The 20,351-nt window shown below is 60.6% G+C and carries 2 protein-coding genes; one reads left to right on the plus strand and one right to left on the minus strand.

The window, feature by feature from the left end; all coding sequences use genetic code 11:
* Nucleotides 1-36: 36 nt before the first annotated feature.
* A complete protein-coding gene (locus tag ACK3BK_RS24730) occupies nt 37-1,374 on the minus strand; it encodes a TolC family outer membrane protein (protein WP_411383493.1) in 1,338 nt (445 codons plus the stop codon).
* A gap of 338 nt (nt 1,375-1,712) precedes the next feature.
* Here ACK3BK_RS24730 and ACK3BK_RS24735 point away from each other — a divergent pair, with 338 nt between their 5' ends.
* Nucleotides 1,713-20,303, plus strand: a complete 18,591-nt coding sequence (locus ACK3BK_RS24735) for a retention module-containing protein (RefSeq protein ID WP_411383494.1) — start codon at nt 1,713-1,715, stop codon at nt 20,301-20,303.
* Nucleotides 20,304-20,351 lie beyond the last annotated feature (48 nt).

The following is a 20,351-nucleotide window of genomic DNA, read 5'->3' on the forward strand; positions in this document are numbered from 1 at the left end:
TCTTCATCCTTGCGGTTGGATAGGACAGGTGCGCCTTCAGTTCATGCCTGGCAGGTTCACCTTTGGCTTCAGGTCGTTCTGTACGACGGTCGCCATGGGGGCTACGACACCCTGGCTCTTCAGCAGTTGACCAATGGTCGCCTTGATTCGGTACTGAGTAAACAACTGAGTGTTCTTCACTTCTACCAGACGACGTTGCGCAGTGAAGGTTTCATTCTCGCTGTCGAGCAGGTCAAGCAGGGTTCGCTCGCCCAGACCGAACTGCTGCTGGTAGGCGCTGCGCACCCGGGTGCTGTGATCGACATACTGCTGGGCGATCGGCAACTGGGCGTTGGCGTTGTCCAGAGCATTCCATGCCAAGCCTAACTCCTCATTGAGCTGACGCAAGGCGTTGTTGCGGATATCCAGCGCCTGGTTGGCCAGATACGACTTCGATTCCAGGTCGGCCTTGTTGCTACCACCGGCGTACAGGTTGAAGTTCATGCGCAGCATGGCCTGCCATTCATTGTTGTGGCCGACAGAGCCGTCGAGATTGTTGTCTGCCGTCCGTCCGAGCTCCGCGTCAAAACGTGGATAGAAACTAGACTTAGCCGCTTCGTATTGTTTTTCGGCCGCAGCGATGTCGGATTCTGCCGAACGCAGGATCGGGCTGCTCTCGACCATCTGGTGGCGCGCCTCGTCCAGGGTGGCCGGCAGCAGGTCGATGAACGGCGCGGGCGCGCTCAGTTCGTCAGGCATCTGCCCGACCACGCTCAGGTAGTTGGTGTTGGCATCGGCCAGGTTGGTCTGTTCGGTGATCAGGTTGTTGCGCGCCTGCGCCAGGCGCGCTTCAGCCTGGTCGAGGTCGGCCAGGCGGCCTACGCCACGGCTGGTGCGCAGCTTGATCTGGTCGAGGATGCGTTCGTGGTTGCGCAGGTTGTCTTCGGCCAGGCGCACCATCTCGCGCCGCGAAAGCACATCGAGGTAGACCTGGGCGACGGTCAGCGCCGTGCGTTCGGAGGTGCCCATCAGGGAGTAGGCGCGGGCATTGACGGTGGCTTGTTGACGACCGACTTCGCTGGAGGTGGCGAAACCGTCAAAAACCATTTGTCGAAGACGGATACTTGACTCGCCGCGGTTCAAGGTCTCCCAGCGATGCGACGTACTCGGCGAATCGCTGCCCTCGCGGCCGTAGCCGGCGGTCATGTCGACGCGCGGCAGGTAACCACCCTGGGCGGCGCGCAGTTGATAGTCCGCGGCGGTGCGGGCGTTGACCCCGGCCTGGATTTCCGGGTGCACGTCCAAGGCCTGTTGCATGGCTTGCGGCAGGGTTTGTGCTTGGGTAATGGAGGCTGCAAGGGCGAGAGGAAGAACGGTGAAAAGTGACGCACGCATTTTTACTGATTCCCAAGTGGCGCTGTTGTCCCAAATCACGGCCGAAGCGGGTCTGGCCCGTGAAAATAGCGGCCGAAACTGAACGATTGGCGAGCTTGCGAGACTGTACGTAATTAATACGAAAGGAAGAGGCTTTTACCCAAATATCAATGTGACATTAGTTTGCCGATTGTTTAGGATGGCGAGACGAAGGTCAATACTTTGGCATAAACTTAATAGCCGAAAATTATTGACAGAAAATTGACACATAAAGGCGTCAAATCATTTTTGTAACATTCCAGCGGAAGCAGGTTCGCACGCCGGCCGGAAGCCAATTGAGACACATCCCGGAGAGTTCCATGAGCACTGTCGTTGCCATCGTCAAAAGCATTGTTGGCCAAGTCATCGCAGTATCCCCGGAAGGCATCAAGCGCGTGCTGATCGAAGGCGACCGCCTGTTCGCAGGCGAGGAAGTCCTTACCGGCCCGGGCGGCGCCGTGACCCTGGAATTGGCCGACGGTCGCATGCTCGACCTGGGCCGCGACTCTCAATGGAGCGCCGATGCGCCCGACAGCAGCACCGACCTGGCCCAGGCCACTGCGCAGGCCGCACCCTCGATCGAAGAGCTGCAACAGGCCATCGCCTCCGGCGTCGACCCGACCACCGAGCTGGAAGCGCCCGCTGCCGGCCCTGCTGCCGCAGGCGGTGGTTCGGTCGGTGGTGGCCACAGCTTCGTGCTGCTGGAAGAAACCGCAGGCGTTGTCGACCCGAGCATCGGCTTCCCCACCGGCCCCCTGGGCTTCGCCGCAGGCCTGGCAAACGAAGAAGTCGGTGGGCTGGATAGCAACAACGACACCACCACCAACAACAATCCCATTCCAACCGGCCTGAGCCTGAGCGCCACCCCTTCGATCAGCGAAGCGGGCGGCGTCATCGTCTATACCGCCACGGTTGGCCAGGCGCCGCAGAGCAACCTGACCGTCACCCTGTCCAACGGCGCGGTGATCGTGATTCCGGCTGGCCAGACCAGCGGCTCGGTCAACGTCAACATTCCTGCCAATGACACGCCGTACATCGATGGTGGCCAGATTTCCACCACCATCACCGGTACCACCGGTGGCAATGGCCTGATCGTTACGCCGAACCCGACGCCTGCGGTGACCCAGATCACCGACACGATCGATACCACCACCGCCACCCTGACCGCTTCGCCAAGCGTCACCGAAGGCGGCGTGATCACCTACACCGTGACCCTGACCAACCCGGCGCAGACGCCGGTCACCGTCACCCTGTCCAACGGCCAGACGATCACCGTCGAGGCTGGCAAGTCCAGCGGCTCGGTCGATTTCCAGACCCCGCCCAACGACGTCTACAACAATGGCAGCACGGTCAGCACCACCATCACCGGCGCCACCGGCGGCAACTTCGAGAACCTGGTGCCGAACCCGACTCCGGCACAGACCGTGATCAACGACTCGGTCGACACCACCACCGCCACCTTGACCGCTTCGCCAAGCGTCACCGAAGGCGGCGTGATCACCTACACCGTAACCTTGACCAACCCGGCACAGACGCCGGTCACCGTCACCCTGTCCAACGGCCAGACCGTCACCGTCGAAGCCGGCAAGACCAGTGGCTCGGTCGACTTCCAGACCCCAGCCAACGACGTCTTCGTCAATGGCAGCACGGTCAGCACCACCATTACCGGCGCCACCGGCGGCAACTTCGAGAACCTGGTGCCCAACCCGACCCCGGCACAGACCGTGGTCAGCGACAGCATCGATACCGTGACTGTCAGCATTGCCAGCAACGGTAACGTGACTGAAGCCCAACAGCCGACCTTCACCGTCTCCGTGAGCCAGAAGCTCGACCACGACCTGACCGTGACCCTGAGCAATGGCGACAAAGTTACCATCACCGCAGGCCAGACCCAGGCCACCTACAGCCTGCCGGCGCAGGGTGACGACGTATTCAAGGACGCGGGCTCCGTGACCTTGGGCGTGACCGACGCCAGCGTACCGGGCAAGACGTTCGAGGATCTGAAGCTTGGTGGTGCGGCCACCGTCCAGATCAGCGACACCGAGAGCGAAGTCGTCGCGACCCTGACTGCCGACAAGACCACCGTGTCCGAAGGCGGCCAGATCACCTACACCGTCACCCTGACCAATGGTCAGGGCCTGGATGTCACTGGCCATGGCGGCCTGACCTTCACCCTTTCGGATGGCACCAAAGTCACCATCCCGGCGGGCAGTGCTACCGGCACGGTCACTATCACTGCTCCGGACGACGTCTATGTTGGCGGCCAGCCAGCGATCGTGAACAAGCTGGAAGGTGTCACTGGTGCGGATAACTTCGAAAAACTGACCTTGGGTCAGGGCGAAGTGAAAACTGACGTCACCGATGAGCCAGGCACTGGCACTCCCGGCACTGGCAACGAAGGCGACAAGGTTTCGGTCACCATCGTCAGCAATGGCAATGTCACCGAAGATCAGCAGCCGTCGTTCACCGTCAAAGTGAACCAGCCGCTGGATCGTCCGCTCACCGTCACTCTGAGCAATGGCGACAAGGTCACCATCGCTGCGGGTCAGACTCAGGTTGAGTACAAGGCTCCAGCTCAAGGCGATGACGTCTTCAAGGATTCCGGTTCGCTCACCATTGGCGTGACCGATGCCAGTGTTCCAGGAAAAACCTTCGAAAACCTCGAGCTGGGAAGCTCCGCAACTGTTCAAATTGCCGACACCGAAAGTGAGGTTGTCGCCACCCTGACTGCTGACAAGACCACCGTCAGCGAAGGCGGTGAGATCACCTATACCGTTACCCTGACCAATGCCCAAGGTCTGTCGGTTACTGGCCATAACGGCCTGGTCTTCACCCTCAGCGACGGCACCAAAGTGACCGTTCCGGCTGGCAGCGCTACCGGCGCCATCACCATCCACGCACCGGACGACGTGTACGTCGGCGGTCAGCCGTCGATTATCAACAAGCTGGAATCGGTCACTGGTGCCGATAACTTCGAAAAACTGACTCTGGGTCAGGGCGAAGTGAAAACCGATGTCACCGATGAGCCGGGCACTGGCACTCCGGGTACTGGCAACGAAGGCGACAAGGTTTCGGTCACCATCGTCAGCAATGGCAACGTCACCGAAGATCAGCAGCCGTCGTTCACCGTAAAAGTGAACCAGCCGCTGGATCGTCCGCTCACCGTTACCTTGAGCAATGGCGACAAGGTCACCATCGCGGCGGGCCAGACCCAAGTTGAATACAAGGCACCGGCCCAGGGCGATGATGTCTTCAAAGACTCGGGTTCCCTGACCGTGGGCATCAGTGACGCCACCGTCCCAGGCAAGACCTTCGAGAATCTCGAGCTGGGCGGTTCGGCAACTGTTCAAATCGCTGACACCGAAAGTGAAGTTGTCGCGACGCTGACTGCTGACAAAACCACCGTGTCTGAAGGTGGCGAGATCACCTATACCGTTGCCCTGACCAACGCCCAGGGCCTTGACGTCAAAGGCCATGGCGGCCTGACCTTCACTCTGTCGGATGGCACCAAGGTGACCGTTCCGGCTGGCAGCGCTACCGGCACCATCACCATCCACGCACCGGACGACGTGTACGTCGGCGGTCAGCCGTCGATTATCAACAAGCTGGAATCGGTCACTGGTGCCGATAACTTCGAAAAACTGACTCTGGGTCAGGGCGAAGTGAAAACCGATGTCACCGATGAGCCGGGCACTGGCACTCCGGGCACTGGCAACGAAGGCGACAAGGTCTCCGTCACCATCGTCAGCAATGGCAATGTCACCGAAGATCAGCAGCCGTCGTTCACCGTAAAAGTGAACCAGCCACTGGATCGTCCGCTCACCGTCACTCTGAGCAATGGCGACAAGGTCACCATCGCTGCGGGCCAGACGCAGGTTGAGTACAAGGCTCCAGCTCAAGGCGATGACGTCTTCAAGGATTCCGGTTCGCTCACCATTGGCGTGACCGATGCCAGTGTTCCGGGCAAAACCTTCGAAAACCTTGAGCTGGGAAGCTCCGCAACTGTTCAGATCGCCGATACCGAAAGTGAAGTTGTCGCGACCCTGACTGCTGACAAAACGACTGTCAGCGAAGGCGGCGAGATCACCTATACCGTTACCCTGACCAACGCCCAAGGTCTCTCGGTTACCGGCCATAACGGCCTGGTCTTCACCCTCAGCGACGGCACCAAAGTCACCGTTCCGGCTGGCAGCGCCACCGGGACTATCACCATCCATGCGCCGGACGACGTCTACGTTGGCGGCCAGCCATCGATCATCAACAAGCTGGAAGGTGTTACCGGCGCGGATAACTTCGAGAAACTGACTCTGGGTCAGGGCGAAGTGAAAACTGACGTCACCGATGAGCCAGGCACTGGTACTCCGGGCACCGGTAACGAAGGCGACAAGGTCTCCGTCACCATCGTTAGCAACGGCAATGTCACCGAAGATCAGCAGCCGTCGTTCACTGTCAAAGTGAACCAGCCGCTGGATCGTCCGCTCACCGTTACCCTGAGCAATGGCGACAAGGTCACCATCGCTGCGGGCCAAACCCAAGTTGAATACAAGGCACCGGCCCAGGGCGATGATGTCTTCAAAGACTCGGGCTCCCTGACCGTGGGCATCAGTGACGCCACCGTTCCGGGCAAGACCTTCGAAAACCTGGAGCTCGGTGGTTCGGCCACCGTTCAGATCGCCGATACCGAAAGTGAAGTTGTCGCCACCCTGACTGCAGACAAAACCACTGTCAGCGAAGGCGGCGAGATCACTTACACCGTTACCCTGACCAACGCCCAAGGTCTGGATGTCAAAGGCCACGGTGGTCTGACCTTCACTCTTTCGGATGGCACCAAAGTGACCGTTCCGGCTGGCAGCGCCACCGGCACTATCACCATCCACGCACCGGACGACGTGTACGTTGGCGGTCAGCCATCGATCGTGAACAAACTGGAGTCGGTCACTGGCGCAGATAACTTCGAGAAACTGACGCTGGGTGACGGCACCGTCACCACCACCGTGACTGACGAGCCTGGCACTGGCACTCCGGGCACTGGCAACGAAGGCGACAAGGTCTCGGTCACCATCGTCAGCAATGGCGATGTGAACGAAGCCCAGCAGCCGTCGTTCACCGTCAAAGTGAACCAGCCGCTGGATCGTCCGCTCACCGTCACCCTGAGCAATGGTGACAAGGTCACCATCGCCGCGGGCCAGACGCAGGTCGAATACAAGGCGCCAGCCCAGGGAGATGACGTCTTCAAGGATTCCGGGTCGCTCACCATTGGGATCAGCGACGCCAGTGTTCCAGGTAAGACTTTCGAAAATCTCGAGCTCGGCGGCTCGGCTACCGTTCAGATTGCTGATACCGAAAGTGAAGTGATCGCGACTCTGACCGCTGACAAGACCACTGTGTCCGAAGGCGGCGAGATCACTTACACCGTTACTCTGACCAACGCCCAAGGCTTGGACGTCAAAGGTCATGGCGGTTTGGTATTCACCCTCTCGGACGGCACAAAAGTCACCGTTCCAGCAGGCAGTTCTACCGGCACCATCACCATTCATGCACCTGACGACGTGTACGTTGGCGGCCAGCCAAGCATCGTGAATAAGCTGGAATCGGTCACTGGTGCCGACAACTTCGAAAAACTGACCTTGGGTCAGGGCGAAGTGAAAACTGACGTCACCGATGAACCGGGCACTGGTACTCCAGGCACCGGCAACGAAGGCGACAAAGTCTCTGTCACCATCGTCAGCAATGGCAATGTCACCGAAGATCAGCAGCCGTCGTTCACCGTCAAAGTGAACCAGCCACTGGACCGTCCGCTGACCGTCACCTTGAGCAATGGCGACAAGGTCACCATCGCTGCCGGCCAGACCCAAGTTGAGTACAAAGCCCCAGCCCAAGGCGATGACGTCTTCAAGGATTCGGGTTCTCTGACTGTTGGCATCACCGATGCCACCGTTCCGGGCAAGACCTTCGAAAACCTCGAGCTCGGTGGTTCGGCAACTGTTCAGATCGCTGACACCGAAAGTGAAGTTGTCGCCACCCTGACTGCAGACAAGACCACTGTGTCTGAAGGCGGCGAGATCACTTACACCGTCACCCTGACCAACTCCCAAGGTCTGTCGGTTACTGGCCATAACGGCCTGGTCTTCACCCTCAGCGACGGCACCAAAGTGACCATTCCGGCGGGCAGCGCCACCGGCACCATCACTATCCATGCCCCGGACGACGTTTACGTTGGCGGTCAACCGTCGATCATCAACAAGCTGGAAGGTGTCACTGGCGCGGATAACTTCGAGAAACTGACCCTCGGCGACAACTCCGTCACCACCACAGTGACTGACGAGCCAGGTACCGGCACCCCGGGCACCGGCAACGAAGGCGACAAGGTTTCCGTCACCATCGTCAGCAATGGCAACGTCACTGAAGACCAGCAGCCGTCGTTCACTGTCAAAGTGAGCCAACCGCTGGATCGTCCGCTCACCGTCACTCTGAGCAATGGCGACAAGGTCACCATCGCTGCGGGCCAGACGCAGGTTGAGTACAAGGCGCCAGCCCAGGGCGACGACGTCTTCAAGGACTCGGGCTCTCTGACTGTCGGCATCACCGATGCCACCGTCCCAGGCAAGACCTTCGAGAACCTGGAGCTGGGTGGCTCGGCAACTGTTCAAATCGCTGACACCGAAAGTGAAGTGGTCGCGACCCTGACCGCAGACAAGACCACTGTGTCTGAAGGCGGCGAGATCACTTACACCGTCACCCTGACCAACTCCCAAGGTCTGTCGGTTACTGGCCATAACGGCCTGGTCTTCACCCTCAGCGACGGCACCAAAGTGACCATTCCGGCGGGCAGCGCCACCGGCACTATCACTATCCATGCCCCGGACGACGTTTACGTTGGCGGTCAACCGTCGATCATCAACAAGCTGGAAGGTGTCACTGGCGCGGATAACTTCGAGAAACTGACCCTCGGCGACAACTCCGTCACCACCACAGTGACTGACGAGCCAGGTACCGGCACCCCGGGTACTGGCAACGAAGGCGACAAGGTTTCCGTCACCATCGTCAGCAATGGCAATGTCACCGAAGACCAGCAGCCAAGCTTCACTGTCAAAGTGAACCAGCCGCTGGATCGTCCGCTCACCGTCACCCTGAGCAATGGCGACAAGGTCACCATCGCTGCGGGCCAGACCCAGGTTGAGTACAAAGCTCCAGCTCAGGGCGATGACGTCTTCAAGGATGCAGGTTCGCTCACCGTTGGCATCACCGATGCCACCGTCCCAGGCAAGACCTTCGAGAACCTCGAGCTCGGCGGCTCGGCTACCGTGCAGATCGCTGATACCGAAAGTGAGGTTGTCGCCACCCTTACCGCCGACAAGACCACTGTGTCCGAGGGCGGCGAGATCACCTATACCGTTACGCTGACCAATGCCCAGGGTCTGGACGTCAAAGGCCACAATGGCCTGGTCTTCACGCTCTCGGACGGCACAAAAGTTACCGTTCCGGCGGGCAGCGCCACCGGCACCATCACCATCCATGCCCCTGACGACGTCTACGTCGGCGGTCAGCCAAACATCGTCAACAAGATCGAATCGGTCACCGGTGGTGATAACTTCGAGAAACTGACGCTGGGTGACGGTACCGTCACCACTACTGTGACTGACGAGCCGGGCACTGGCACTCCGGGCACCGGCAACGAAGGCGACAAGGTTTCCGTCACCATCGTCAGCAATGGCAATGTCACCGAAGACCAGCAGCCAAGCTTCACTGTCAAAGTGAACCAGCCACTGGATCGTCCGCTCACCGTTACCTTGAGCAATGGCGACAAAGTCACCATCGCTGCGGGCCAGACCCAAGTTGAGTACAAAGCCCCAGCTCAAGGCGATGACGTTTTCAAGGATTCGGGTTCTCTGACTGTTGGCATCACCGATGCCACCGTACCGGGCAAGACCTTCGAAAACCTCGAGCTCGGTGGTTCGGCCACCGTGCAGATCGCCGATACCGAAAGCGAAGTCGTCGCAACCCTGACCGCTGACAAGACCACCGTGGCCGAAGGCGGCGAGATCACTTACACCGTTACCCTGACCAACGCCCAAGGTCTGTCGGTTACCGGCCATAACGGCTTGGTGTTCACGCTCAGCGACGGCACCAAAGTCACCGTTCCGGCAGGCAGCGCTACCGGCACCATCACCATCCACGCACCGGACGACGTGTACGTCGGCGGTCAGCCTTCTATCGTCAACAAACTCGAAGGCGTCACTGGCGCGGATAACTTCGAGAAACTGACTCTGGGTCAGGGCGAAGTGAAAACTGACGTCACCGATGAACCGGGCACTGGTACTCCGGGTACTGGCAACGAAGGCGACAAGGTTTCCGTCACCATCGTCAGCAATGGCAACGTTACCGAAGATCAGCAGCCGTCGTTCACTGTCAAAGTGAACCAGCCGTTGGATCGTCCGCTGACCGTCACCTTGAGCAATGGCGACAAGGTCACCATCGCTGCGGGCCAGACCCAAGTTGAATACAAGGCATCGGCCCAGGGCGATGATGTCTTCAAAGACTCGGGTTCTCTGACTGTTGGCATCACCGATGCCACCGTACCGGGCAAGACCTTCGAAAACCTCGAGCTCGGTGGTTCGGCAACTGTTCAGATCGCTGACACCGAAAGTGAAGTTGTCGCCACCCTGACTGCAGACAAAACGACCGTCAGCGAAGGCGGCGATATCACCTATACCGTCACGCTGACCAACGCCCAAGGTCTGTCGGTTACCGGCCATAACGGCTTGGTGTTCACGCTCAGCGACGGCACCAAAGTCACCGTTCCGGCAGGCAGCGCTACCGGCACCATCACCATCCACGCACCGGACGACGTGTACGTCGGCGGTCAGCCTTCTATCGTCAACAAACTCGAAGGCGTCACTGGCGCGGATAACTTCGAGAAACTGACTCTGGGTCAGGGCGAAGTGAAAACTGACGTCACCGATGAGCCAGGCACTGGTACTCCAGGCACCGGCAACGAAGGCGACAAGGTCTCCGTCACCATCGTCAGCAACGGCAATGTCACCGAAGATCAGCAGCCGTCGTTCACCGTAAAAGTGAACCAGCCGCTGGATCGTCCGCTGACTGTCACCTTGAGCAACGGCGACAAGGTCACCATCGCTGCGGGCCAGACCCAGGTCGAGTACAAAGCCCCGGCCCAGGGAGATGACGTCTTCAAGGATTCCGGGTCGCTCACCATTGGGATCAGCGACGCCAGTGTTCCAGGTAAGACTTTCGAAAATCTCGAGCTCGGCGGCTCGGCTACCGTTCAGATCGCTGATACCGAAAGTGAAGTGATCGCGACTCTGACCGCTGACAAGACCACTGTGTCCGAAGGCGGCGAGATCACTTACACCGTTACCCTGACCAACGCCCAAGGCTTGGACGTCAAAGGTCATGGCGGTCTGACCTTCACTCTTTCGGATGGCACCAAGGTTACTGTCCCGGCTGGCAGCGCCACCGGCACCATCACCATCCACGCACCGGACGACGTGTACGTCGGTGGCCAGCCAGCAATCGTGAACAAGCTGGAAGGCGTTACTGGCGCAGATAACTTCGAGAAGCTGACCCTCGGCGACAACTCCGTCACCACCACCGTTACGGACGAGCCAGGTACTGGTACTCCGGGCACCGGCAACGAAGGCGACAAGGTTTCCGTCACCATCGTCAGCAATGGCAATGTCACCGAAGACCAGCAGCCAAGCTTCACTGTCAAAGTGAACCAGCCGCTGGATCGTCCGCTGACCGTTACCTTGAGCAATGGCGACAAAGTCACCATCGCTGCGGGCCAGACCCAGGTTGAGTACAAAGCCCCGGCTCAAGGCGATGACGTCTTTAAGGACTCCGGTTCGCTTACCGTTGGCATCAGCGACGCCAGTGTTCCAGGTAAGACCTTCGAGAATCTGGAGCTCGGCGGTTCGGCCACCGTGCAGATCGCCGACACCGAAAGCGAGGTTGTCGCCACCCTGACTGCAGACAAAACGACTGTCAGCGAAGGCGGCGAGATCACCTACACCGTCACCCTGACTAACGCCCAAGGTCTGTCGGTTACTGGCCATAACGGCCTGGTCTTCACCCTCAGCGACGGCACCAAAGTCACCGTTCCGGCTGGCAGCGCTACCGGCACCATCACCATCCACGCACCGGACGACGTGTACGTCGGTGGCCAGCCAGCAATCGTGAACAAGCTGGAGTCCGTCACTGGCGCCGACAACTTCGAAAAACTGACCTTGGGTCAGGGCGAAGTGAAAACTGACGTCACCGATGAACCGGGCACTGGTACTCCGGGCACCGGCAACGAAGGCGACAAGGTCTCCGTCACCATCGTCAGCAACGGCAATGTCACCGAAGATCAGCAGCCGTCGTTCACCGTCAAAGTGAACCAGCCACTGGACCGTCCGCTGACCGTTACCTTGAGCAATGGCGACAAAGTCACCATCGCTGCGGGCCAGACCCAAGTTGAATACAAGGCACCGGCCCAGGGCGATGATGTCTTCAAAGACTCGGGCTCCCTGACCGTGGGCATCAGTGACGCCACCGTTCCGGGCAAGACCTTCGAGAACCTTGAACTGGGTGGTTCGGCGACCGTTCAGATCGCTGACACCATCAGCGAAGTAGTCGCCACCCTCAGCGCCGACAAGACCACCGTCAGCGAAGGCGGTCAGGTGACCTACACCGTTACACTGACCAACGCCCAAGGTCTGTCTGTCACCGGCCATGGCGGTCTGGTATTCACCCTGAGCGATGGCACCAAGGTTACCGTTCCGGCGGGCAGTGCTACTGGCACCTTCACCATCACCGCCAAGGACGACGTCTACGTCGGTGGCCAGCCGAACATCGTCAACAAGATCGAGTCCGTCACCGGCGGCGACAACTTCGAGAAGCTGACCCTCGGCGACAACACCGTCACCACCACGGTGACAGACGAGCCAGGCACTGGCACTCCGGGTACTGGCAACGAAGGCGACAAGGTCTCCGTCACCATCGTCAGCAACGGCAATGTCACTGAAGACCAGCAGCCGTCGTTCACTGTCAAAGTGAGCCAACCGCTGGACCGTCCGCTTACCGTTACCTTGAGCAATGGCGACAAAGTCACCATCGCGGCCGGCCAGACTCAGGTTGAGTACAAGGCACCGGCACAAGGTGATGACGTCTTCAAGGATTCCGGTTCGCTCACTGTCGGCATCACCGATGCCACCGTACCGGGCAAGACTTTCGAAAACCTCGAACTGGGTGGCTCGGCGACTGTTCAAATCGCCGACACCGAAAGCGAAGTTGTCGCAACTCTCACCGCTGACAAGACCACCGTGTCCGAAGGCGGCGAGATCACTTACACCGTTACCCTGACCAACGCCCAAGGTCTGGATGTCAAAGGCCACGGCGGCCTGACCTTCACTCTTTCGGATGGCACCAAAGTGACCGTTCCGGCTGGCAGCGCCACCGGCACCATCACCATCCACGCACCGGACGACGTGTACGTTGGCGGTCAGCCATCGATCGTGAACAAGCTGGAGTCCGTCACTGGCGCCGACAACTTCGAAAAACTGACCTTGAGTCAGGGCGAAGTGAAAACTGACGTCACCGATGAACCGGGCACTGGTACTCCGGGTACTGGCAACGAAGGCGACAAGGTTTCCGTCACCATCGTCAGCAATGGCAACGTTACCGAAGATCAGCAGCCGTCGTTCACTGTCAAAGTGAACCAGCCGTTGGATCGTCCGCTGACCGTCACCTTGAGCAATGGCGACAAGGTCACCATCGCTGCAGGCCAGACCCAAGTTGAATACAAGGCACCGGCCCAGGGCGATGATGTCTTCAAAGACTCGGGCTCCCTGACCGTGGGCATCAGTGACGCCACCGTTCCAGGCAAGACCTTCGAAAACCTGGAGCTCGGTGGTTCGGCCACCGTGCAGATCGCTGACACCATCAGCGAAGTAGTCGCGACCCTCAGCGCCGACAAAACCACCGTCAGCGAAGGTGGCCAGGTCACCTACACTGTCACCCTGACCAACGCCCAGGGCCTGTCGGTTACCGGCCACGGCGGCCTGGTGTTCACCCTGAGCGATGGCACCAAAGTCACCGTTCCGGCTGGCAGCGCCACTGGCACCTTCACCATCACCGCGAAAGACGACGTCTACGTCGGTGGCCAGCCGAACATCGTCAACAAGATCGAGTCCGTCACCGGCGGCGACAACTTCGAGAAGCTGACCCTCGGCAGCAATACTGTCACCACCTCTGTCACCGACGAGCCCGGCACCGGCACCCCGGGTGCAGGTAACCAAGGCGACAAGGTCTCGGTCACCATCGTCAGCAATGGCGATGTGAACGAAGCCCAGCAGCCGTCGTTCACCGTCAAAGTGAACCAGCCGCTGGATCGTCCGCTCACCGTCACCCTGAGCAATGGTGACAAGGTCACCATCGCCGCGGGCCAGACGCAGGTCGAATACAAGGCGCCAGCCCAGGGCGATGACGTCTTCAAAGACTCGGGTTCCCTGACCGTGGGCATCAGCGACGCCACCGTCCCAGGCAAGACCTTCGAGAACCTCGAGATCGGCGGTTCGGCGACCGTGCAGATCAGCGACACCATCACCGAGGTATTCGCCAACCTGTCCGTGGACAAGAGCACCGTCGCCGAAGGCGGCCAGGTGACCTACACCGTGACGCTGGTCAGCCCCCCGGCCTTCCCGGTCATTGCCCACGGCGGCCTGGTGTTCACCCTCAGCGACGGTACCAAGATCACCGTGGCAGCCGGTCAGAAGACCGGCTCGATTACCGTCACCGCCAAGGATGACGTGTATGTTGGCGGCCAGCCTTCGCTGGTCAACAAGCTGGAGTCGGTCACCGGCGCAGATAACTTCGAGAAACTGACCCTCGGCAGCAATACCGTCACCACCACCGTCACCGACGAACCTGGTGTGGGCACGCCGGGCTCGGGTAACCAGGGCGACAAGGTCTCGGTCACCATCGTCAGCAATGGCAACGTCACCGAAGATCAGCAGCCGTCGTTCACCGTCAAAGTGAACCAACCGCTGGATCGTCCGCTGACTGTCACCCTGAGCAATGGCGACAAAGTCACCATCGCCGCAGGCCAGACTCAGGTCGAGTACAAGGCACCGGCCCAGGGTGATGACGTCTTCAAGGATTCCGGTTCGCTCACCGTTGGCATCAGCGACGCAACCGTTCCGGGCAAAACCTTCGAAAACCTTGAACTCGGTGGTTCGGCCACCGTGCAGATCACCGACACCATCAGCGAAGTCGTTGCAACGCTGTCTGCTGACAAGACCACCGTCAGCGAAGGCGGCCAGGTGACCTACACCGTCACCCTGACCAACGCCCAAGGTCTGTCGGTTACCGGCCACGGCGGCCTGGTGTTCACCCTTAGCGACGGCACCAAAGTCACCGTTCCGGCGGGCAGTGCTACTGGCACTTTCACCATCACCGCCAAGGACGACGTCTACGTCGGCGGCCAGCCGAACATCGTCAACAAGATCGAGTCCGTCACCGGTGGCGACAACTTCGAGAAGCTGACCCTCGGCAGCAACACCGTCACCACCTCCGTCACCGACGAACCTGGTGTGGGCACGCCAGGCTCCGGCAACCAGGGCGACAAGGTCTCGGTCACCATCGTCAGCAACGGCAACGTCACTGAAGATCAGCAACCGTCGTTCACCGTCAAAGTGAACCAGCCGCTGGACCGTCCGCTGACTGTCACTCTGAGCAATGGCGACAAAGTCACCATCGCCGCGGGCCAGACTCAGATCGAGTACAAGGCTCCAGCCCAGGGCGATGACGTCTTCAAGGATTCCGGCTCGCTCACCGTTGGCATCAGCGACGCCACCGTTCCGGGCAAGACCTTCGAGAACCTCGAACTGGGTGGTTCGGCGACCGTGCAGATCGCTGACACCATCAGCGAAGTCGTTGCAACGCTGTCCGCCGACAAGACCACCGTCACCGAAGGTGGCCAGGTCACCTACACCGTCACCCTGACCAACGCCCAGGGCCTGTCGGTTACCGGTCATGGCGGCCTGGTGTTCACCCTGAGCGATGGCACCAAAGTCACCGTTCCGGCTGGCAGCGCCACTGGCACCTTCACCATCACCGCGAAAGACGACGTCTACGTCGGTGGCCAGCCGAACATCGTCAACAAGATCGAATCGGTCACCGGTGGCGACAACTTCGAGAAGCTGACCCTCGGCAGCAATACCGTCACCACCACCGTCACCGACGAACCTGGTGTGGGCACGCCGGGCTCGGGTAACCAGGGCGACAAGGTCTCGGTCACCATCGTCAGCAATGGCAACGTCACCGAAGATCAGCAGCCGTCGTTCACCGTCAAAGTGAACCAGCCGCTGGATCGTCCGCTGACTGTCACCCTGAGCAATGGCGACAAGGTCACCATCGCCGCGGGCCAGACGCAGGTCGAATACAAGGCGCCAGCCCAGGGCGATGACGTCTTCAAGGATGCAGGTTCGCTCACGGTGGGCATCAGTGATGCCACCGTTCCGGGCAAGACCTTCGAGAACCTCGAACTCGGTGGCTCGGCCACCGTGCAGATCGCTGACACCATCAGCGAAGTAGTCGCGACCCTCAGCGCCGACAAGACCACCGTCACCGAAGGCGGCCAGGTGACCTACACCGTCACCCTGACCAACGCCCAGGGCCTGTCGGTTACCGGCCACAACGGCTTGGTGTTCACCCTGAGCGACGGCACCAAAGTCACCGTGCCGGCTGGCAGCGCCACTGGCACCTTCACCATCACCGCGAAAGACGACGTGTACGTCGGTGGCCAGCCGAACATCGTCAACAAGATCGAGTCCGTCACCGGTGGCGACAACTTCGAGAAACTGACCCTCGGCAGCAACACCGTCACTACCTCCGTCACCGACGAACCTGGTGTGGGCACGCCGGGCTCCGGCAACCAGGGCGACAAGGTCTCGGTCACCATCGTCAGCAACGGCAATGTCACCGAAGACCAGCAGCCGTCGTTCACCGTCAAAGTGAACCAGCCGCTGGATCGTCCGCTGACCGTTACCCTGAGCAATGGCGACAAGGTCACTATCGCTGCGGGCCAGACGCAGGTCGAATACAAGGCGCCAGCCCAGGGCGATGACGTCTTCAAAGACTCGGGTTCCCTGACCGTGGGCATCAGCGACGCCACCGTTCCGGGCAAGACCTTCGAGAATCTGGAGCTCGGTGGTTCGGCCACCGTGCAGATCGCTGACACCATCAGCGAAGTGGTCGCTACCCTCAGCGCCGACAAGACCACTGTCACCGAAGGCGGCCAGGTCACCTACACCGTCACCCTGACCAACGCCCAGGGCCTGTCGGTCACCGGCCACAGCGGCCTGGTATTCACCCTCAGCGACGGCACCAAGGTCACCGTGCCGGCTGGCAGCGCCACTGGCACCTTCACCATCACCGCCAAGGACGACGTCTATGTCGGCGGCCAGGCACCGATCGTCAACAAGATCGAATCGGTCACCGGCGGCGACAACTTCGAGAAGCTGACCCTTGGCAGCAATACCGTCACCACCACCGTCACCGACGAGCCGAGCGGCCAGGGCGACCTGACCACCGTGGGCATCAGCGGCGACACGTCGGTGACCGAAGGCGACACCGCGCACTACACCCTGACCCTGACCAATCCGTCCAAGACCGAGGTCACTGTCACCCTGAGCTACAGTGGCACCGCCACCAACGGCCAGGACTACACCGGCGTGGTCACCGTGAAGATCCCGGCTGGCAGCAGCACCGCCACCTTCGACATCAAGACCATTGATGACCAACTCGTCGAGGGCTCGGAGAACTTCACCGTCCAGATCAGCGGTGTCAGCGGCGGCGGCTTCGAAAACCTGCAGGTCAACCCGAGCAAGTCGAGCGTCACCACCACGATCATCGACAACGACCACATGCCGGTATCGCCAGGCGGCGCCGTGACTGGCACCGAAGACACCGACTACGTGTTCCAGTGGGGCGACTTCAAGGTCACCGACGCCGATGGCAACACCGGCCTGGGCGTGACCATCAGCAAGCTGCCGGATCTGGGCAACCTGAAGTTCTTCAACGGCACTTCGTGGGTCGACGTGTCGCTCAACCAGACCATCAGCCAGGCCGACATCGCCGCCGGCAAGCTCAAGTTCGTGCCGCTGGCCAACCAGTCCGGCGCAGATGGCTATGGTGGCAGCGGCGTGGGCAACAAGCAGGCCGACTACGCGCAGATCAAGTACAAGCCAAACGATGGCACCAACACCGGCAGCGAAGTGACCATGAAGGTCGATATCACGCCGGTCGCCGACAGGCCTGACCTGTCGATCGGCAACAACAACGTCAACTCGATCGGTCTGACCAAGGAAACCTGGAACAGCCTCAACGGCCTGGGCAACAACGGCAACGGCATCACCGGCGACCAGCTCAAGAACGTGTTCGCCAACTCCGGCAACGCCAGCAAGAGCGAGCAGGTCACCACGGTCGATACCACCGCCACCGTGACCCCGGGCACCGGCTCGAAGACCTCCGGCCTGATCTATCTGGAAGCCGGCAAGACCTACACCTTCAGCGGCACGGCCGACGACAGCCTGCAGATCGTGATCGGCGGCAAGAACGTCGCCAGCGGCACCTGGGGCAACGCCAGTGGCGCCATCACCGGCAGCTACACGCCGACCACCAGCGGCTACTACACCCTGGAGATCTACAACGCCAACCAGGCCGGCCCAGGCAGCCTGGACATCAACATCAAGGTGGGCAACGGCGCGGTCACCGACCTGAACAGCTCGACCATCCCGATGTACCCGAACCTCGGGGCGATGACCAATGCCGGCCTGACCGTTTCCGAACTGCACGGCAGCAACGGCCAGGGTTACTACGACGGCTACAAGCTCAACGAAGGTCGTGAGAATGGCGCCCCCGTCAAGCTGGTCGGCATCAACACCAACCTGACCGACACCGACGGCTCGGAAACCCTGAGCGTGAAACTCAGCGGCATCCCGGCGGGCTCGGTGATCAGCGATAACGCAGGCCATAGCTTCACCGTCGGCAGCAGCGCGGTGGACGTCACCGGCTGGAACCTGGGCAGCCTGGCAATCAAGCCACCGGCCTACTACAGCGGCCAATTCGATGTGAAGGTCAGCTCCACGTCCACCGAAAGCGTTGGCGGCAGCACCGCGACCAACGAAGGCACCATCAAGGTCACGGTGTACCCGCAGACCTACAACACCAGCAACCTGACGTCGGAAGGCGACAACTTCACCGGTACCGATGGCAACGATATCGTCGTCGCCGACGTGGTCGGCCTGCACGTGGTGCCAGGTCAGAACTACAACATCGCCTTCATCGTCGACACCTCGGGGAGCATGGGCTCGTCTGGCGTGGATGCGGCGAAGCAGTCGCTGGAGTCGGTGTTCAAGACCCTGGCTGCCAGCGTCAAGGGCGACCAGTCCGGTACCGTGAACATCCTGCTCGTGGACTTCGCCAGCCAGGTGAAATCCACGGTCTCGGTGACCCTCAACGATGCCGGCCTGCAGACCCTGCTCAACGCCCTGAAGACGCTGAACTCCAACGGCGGCACCAACTACGAGGACGCCTTCAAGACCACCGCCAACTGGTTCCAGAACCTCCAGAATGCTGGCAACACCGGCAGCAACCAGACGTTCTTCGTCACCGACGGCAAGCCGACCTACTACCAGACCAGCGAGCGCGGCAACCCGACCCTGGGCAACACCAGCACCACGCTGGACAGCTTCCTGACGGCGAACAACTGGAAACCAGGCAATACGATTTCCACGTACCTGAACAACACCAACTACATAACCATCGACAGCACCGGCAAGCTGACCGTCCAGACCTACTCCTGGGGCGGCTGGAGCGTGACCACCAGCGGCGATGTACGTGCCGAAGGTAACGGTGGCTATGAGCTGTCCTCCCGCGCCGGTAACGGCTCCGATACCACGACCGCGACCCTGAACGACTCGACCGCCGCCTTCAAGCTGCTGTCGGGGCTGTCGCAGGTCGAGGCCATCGGCCTGAACAGCGATATCAACGCCAATGACCTCAAGCCGTTCGACACCGATGGCAAGCCACAGACCAACATCGACCCGAGCAAGCTGGCCGAGGCCATCCTCGGTCACACCGAGGTCACCCAGCCGGGTAACGATACGGTCAACGGCGGTGACGGCAACGACATCATCTTCGGTGACCTGGTCACCTTCGACTCGGTCGCAGGTACCGGTGTCGATGCGATCCGCGGTTATGTCGCCAACAAGCTGGGCGTCGATGCGGGCGATGTAGATGCACGGGCAATGCACAAGTACGTGACCGAGCACTACACCGAGTTCGATATCTCGCGCAGCAACGACGGCAACGACACGCTGATGGGCGGTGATGGCGACGACATCATCTTCGGCCAGGGTGGCGACGACTACATCGACGGCGGTCGGGGCAACGACATCCTGCTCGGCGGCACCGGCAACGACACGCTGCTGGGCGGTGAAGGCAACGACATCCTCATTGGCGGTGCTGGCAACGACGTGCTGATCGGTGGCAAGGGTGATGACATCCTCATCGGTGGCACCGGTGCCGACACCTTCGTGTGGAAGGCCGGCGACCTGGGCAACGACGTGATCAAGGACTTCAAGGCCACCGAGGGCGACCGCCTCGACCTGCGCGACCTGCTGCAGGGCGAGAAGGCCAGCACCATCGACAACTTCCTTAAGATCACCACCGTGAACGGTGAGTCGACCCTGCAGGTCAGCACCGAAGGCAAACTCAATGCCGCCGGCGGCCTGGCCAACGCTGACGTGACCATCAAGCTCGAGGGCGTGAACTGGTCGAACACCACGATCAACTCGTTGATCAGTGGCGCCGACCCGACCATCAAGATCGACAACTCCAACAGCTGATGCCCACGCCCCTGGCGGCCTTTACCGGCCGCCGGGGGTGCGGCGCTT

Origin of the sequence: Pseudomonas sp. L7, from assembly GCF_046605565.1 — a bacterium.
GTDB classification, from domain to species: domain Bacteria; phylum Pseudomonadota; class Gammaproteobacteria; order Pseudomonadales; family Pseudomonadaceae; genus Aquipseudomonas; species Aquipseudomonas wayambapalatensis.